Annotated in this window: 3 protein-coding genes; 2 read left to right on the top strand and 1 reads right to left on the bottom strand. The window is 36.3% G+C overall.

All coding sequences use genetic code 11. The features are described from left to right. Nucleotides 1–136: 136 nt before the first annotated feature. Complete coding sequence (gene miaA, locus GSY74_RS02650; protein ID WP_255494476.1) at nt 137–1,048, bottom strand: tRNA (adenosine(37)-N6)-dimethylallyltransferase MiaA; 912 nt, start codon at nt 1,046–1,048, stop codon at nt 137–139. Nucleotides 1,049–1,093: 45 nt separating this feature from the next. On the opposite strand from miaA, the gene GSY74_RS02645 reads away from it, so the two are divergent. Both GSY74_RS02645 and mqnP read left to right on the top strand, forming a co-directional pair. Next, nucleotides 1,094–1,645 carry a phosphatidylcholine/phosphatidylserine synthase gene (locus GSY74_RS02645; RefSeq protein ID WP_164663565.1) on the top strand — a complete coding sequence of 184 codons (552 nt, stop codon included), beginning with the start codon at nt 1,094–1,096 and terminating at the stop codon, nt 1,643–1,645. Between the two features lie 17 nt (nt 1,646–1,662). Further along, nucleotides 1,663–2,523, top strand: a complete 861-nt coding sequence (mqnP, locus tag GSY74_RS02640; protein ID WP_164663564.1) for a menaquinone biosynthesis prenyltransferase MqnP — start codon at nt 1,663–1,665, stop codon at nt 2,521–2,523. Nucleotides 2,524–2,589: the final 66 nt, after the last annotated feature.

Genomic DNA, 2,589 nt, shown 5'->3' with positions numbered 1-2,589 from the left:
GCCATCGGTTCCTTATATGCAATCTGCATTTTCGGAATCGGCGTGTTCACACCCGAACTATTTATATTCAAAAAAAGCTTAATTCATTGGCATTGGACTAAAGTCTCCGATTCCAAGAAGTTTTGCAAGAAGTCTACTAAAATAATAACTCTTTTAACTCCTCCAAAGGCAGAGAGATTTTATCCAAAAACTGTGACCGATTAAAAGTTCTTTGTCTCTTAGCCAACCTTGCTGTATTGATAACAATCTTCTCTTTTAACTCATCATAAGTATAAACACCATCAAAAAATTCAAGCGTCTCTTTTATACCTATCGCTTTCATGCAATTAGGAGTTCTACTATATTTTTTTTCAAGAGACTCCACTTCATCCAATAATCCCATATCTAACATCTTTTGTGTTCGTACTCTAATTCTCTCTCTTAGAACTTCTCTATCTACAGTTATTTCATATATTGGCAGAGGGTCAGGAATAGTTGGTAGAGGTGGATTTTGTTCAAAATAGTCTGTTGGAGTTAACCCTGTCTCATAATATAGATTTAGCATCTTCTCTATGCGATAGTTATCAGTTGAGGCTATATTGCTCATATATTTCTCATCTATAGCAGATAAGATAGCATAAGCATCTGTTACACTCTTTTCTAAAGCTTTAGATGTTTTAGCCTCTGTCTCCTTTGAAATTTTTGGCATAGGACTAAGACCATAAAGCAGGGTTTTGAGATAAAAACTGGTTCCACCCACAATTACTAAATTTTTCCCCTCATTTATAGAACTAGCCTTTGCCTCTTGGTAGAGTCTCATAAATATTGTCACATCAAAAGGCTCGTTTGGATAGATAACATCAAGTCCAAAGTGTCTAACTCCCCCTCGCTCCTCTATAGTTGCTTTTGCAGAGACTATATCTATCTCTCTGTAAATTGCCAAAGAGTCAAGAGAGAGTATATTTGCATGGTTTCTCTTGGCATACTCTATCGCAAGGGCAGTTTTTCCTGAAGCAGTGGGACCAATAATGGCAATTTGTTTAAATGAACGCATATGAAATAGTATCATAATAACTAATAGGGTAAAATTACATCTTTAAAAAAAGGAGAGAAAATGCTATTTGACAAGGACAACCGTTTTAACCTTGCTAATTTGATTACATTTGGTAATATCGCTTGTGGATTGATTGCCATCCATTTTATTGTTCATGGGGACTATTTTACAGCTATTATCTTGGCTTGGATTGCAGGTGGGCTTGATATTGCTGATGGGAAAGTGGCTCGAAAATACAATCTCTCAACAGAGTTTGGGATTCAGGTTGATAGCTATGCGGACTTTATCTCTTTTGTTGTTATGCCATCGTTTCTTCTATATTATGCGATTACGGCAGAGAGTTCAGGTGTGACACAGGCTATTGTTGGAGCTGTTTTTATTATCTATATTGTCTCTGGTCTTAGACGACTGATTGAGTTTAATATGAAATCAGAAGAGGGAACGGTGACGAAGTATTTTGAAGGAGTTCCTACACCACTAGGGGCGATACTGCTTTGGATACTTTATCTACTGTTTGCTTACGGTCTCATATCGAACCCATATATATTTGGTGTTCTTGTTATGGTTATTGCTTGGTCTCTTAATAGTAAAATTAAAATCCCACATCCATAAGAAATGAGAATTAAATAATGAACAGTTTAAAAACAAAATTGGCTAACCTTTCTGAAATGATTATGTTTCAACACTCTATTTTCTCTTTGCCATTTATCTTTATAGCTATGTTGGTGGCTAGTGATGGTTGGTTTGGATGGAAACTATTTTTCTTGGGAATCTTGGCAGCTATTTCAGCTAGAAACTTTGCTATGGGGGTCAACCGTTATCTCGACCGTGATATAGATGCTCTAAATCCAAGAACCAAAAATCGCCCCTCTGTTGATGGTCGCGTGAGCAACTCAACCATGGTTGGATTTATAGTTATCAATGCTCTTATATTTGTAATGGTAGCCTATTTTATCAATGAGTTGGCACTGAAATTCTCTATCCCTATCTTAATGATACTTGGAGCATATACGCTCTTTAAACGATTTTCATCTTTGGCACATATTATCTTAGGTATCTCACTGGGTCTTGCACCCATTGCAGGAGTTGTGGCTGTTAGTGGAGAGATAACCATCTGGTCACTCTATCTTGCTCTGGGGGTGATGTTTTGGGTGGCAGGATTTGATTTGCTCTATTCACTTCAAGATATAGAGTTTGACAAAGCAAATAACCTGCACTCCATCCCCTCAAAATTTGGTGCCAAAAACACGATGCATATAGCTAAAGTGTTTCATATCTTGACTATTATTTTTTGGACTCTCTTTATTGTGGGTGCAGGGCTGACATTTTTTGCACAATTGGCTATTATACTAAGTGCCATAATGTTGGCATATGAACACTATCTAGTTAACAAAGATTTTACCAAGATAGATAGAGCTTTTTTTACTGTAAATGGTTACCTTGGGATTATGTTTTTTATATTAATCGTACTAGATAGGCTAGCTGCATGAGTATACGCTTAGTTCCAGCTCCTATATCACTAGTATTTTCTAAATTAGATACAGATAAAGAAAAAT

It is taken from the genome of Sulfurovum sp. bin170 (genome assembly GCF_010892395.1).
In the GTDB taxonomy this organism is placed as follows: domain Bacteria; phylum Campylobacterota; class Campylobacteria; order Campylobacterales; family Sulfurovaceae; genus UBA1140.
The sequence above is the reverse complement of the archived record's forward strand: the minus strand, read 5'-3'. Positions and strand labels throughout refer to the sequence as shown.